1 protein-coding gene and 1 pseudogene are annotated in these 1088 nt (G+C 52.8%); one reads left to right on the top strand and one right to left on the bottom strand.

The features are described from left to right. Positions 1 to 206: pseudogene (locus BMX17_RS26860) on the top strand (hypothetical protein); the annotation flags it as partial. A gap of 51 nt (positions 207 to 257) precedes the next feature. Here the strand turns inward: BMX17_RS26860 and BMX17_RS24930 are convergent. Continuing rightward, on the bottom strand, positions 258 to 1088 hold an 831-nt coding region (locus BMX17_RS24930), incomplete at its 5' end, for a hypothetical protein (RefSeq protein ID WP_342027716.1).

Below are 1088 nucleotides of genomic sequence, written 5' to 3'. Positions count from 1 at the left end.
ATGTTACTATTGCCCCTGGCGAGAAAGTGACCACCACGATCGATGGGTGGGATCGCGGTGACGTGACAGTGTATCTCGCGGAGAAAGTCGATGACAACAACACCCACGTTTATACTACAATAAAGACGTGTTCAAGACCCGGGCAAGAACATAGATTAACGTTTGAGGAAGACGGTGGTATCAGCGGCTTCTCAAGGTGTGCCTGATCGTGACCTAATCAGAGCAACGATGAAATCAACGATATCTGGACGCGATGATCAATCAGATGGCTTCGCATCCAATTCCTTTGTTTTGGCGGAGACAAGTATCCCAAGAACGACAGCGTGGACCGGTGCTACCACGGCTGTACTCAAAAACCCACCGACGTGTGGTATTTTCGCGAGCCCCCAGTAAGAGAGTCCAATGACGATGATGAGACCCGCAATGGTCATACCGTATCCACGGGACCAACGGTAGCTCAATCTGAGTGCGGCGAGTAGTCCATTTCCAGTGACCAGATTGGCTGGAAATAAGAATATATGGACGGCGACAATCAAAAATACAGCCAGCAGTCCCAGTCCAAGCAGGAACCGATCGGTTGTGAGGAAAGAGGAGCCCCATAGTTGAGAAAGGATCAAGACTGCAAGCATCGTGAGCAGATACCTACTCAGTCCACCGAGATGAGGAGATGTATCGAGTGTTCGGGTAATCGTCATCCATCCCGCGATGGCGACTACAAGTACCACAGCTAGTTCAAGTCCAACTCCCCACAGAAGATATGGCATCTTCAAATCGATAATAGCGCCCACGTGTCGAGCCGTACGAGCAGTTCCCTGCGGCACCACCGAATATTGAACACTGATTGTTTGACTGAGTCCATCCGTCGATGCGACTGGGAGGGGGTCATGAGTACGAAGCCAGTCGGCCAGTGCAACGACAATCCCCGCGACAATGAACGGGACCGCGAGGAACGGATCATGACGGATGCGTCCGACCGCGGTCTTCAACACACCCAGAGTCGACCGTTGTGCTGACTGGGCTGGCTGCCCGGACTGCGTGTCCGTATCACAATCGGCACGTTGCTCTCCGGACATTATGCCTCCTCCAGG

Origin of the sequence: Halorientalis persicus (genome assembly GCF_900110215.1) — an archaeon.
GTDB lineage: Archaea > Halobacteriota > Halobacteria > Halobacteriales > Haloarculaceae > Halorientalis > Halorientalis persica.
The sequence above is the reverse complement of the archived record's forward strand: the minus strand, read 5'-3'. Positions and strand labels throughout refer to the sequence as shown.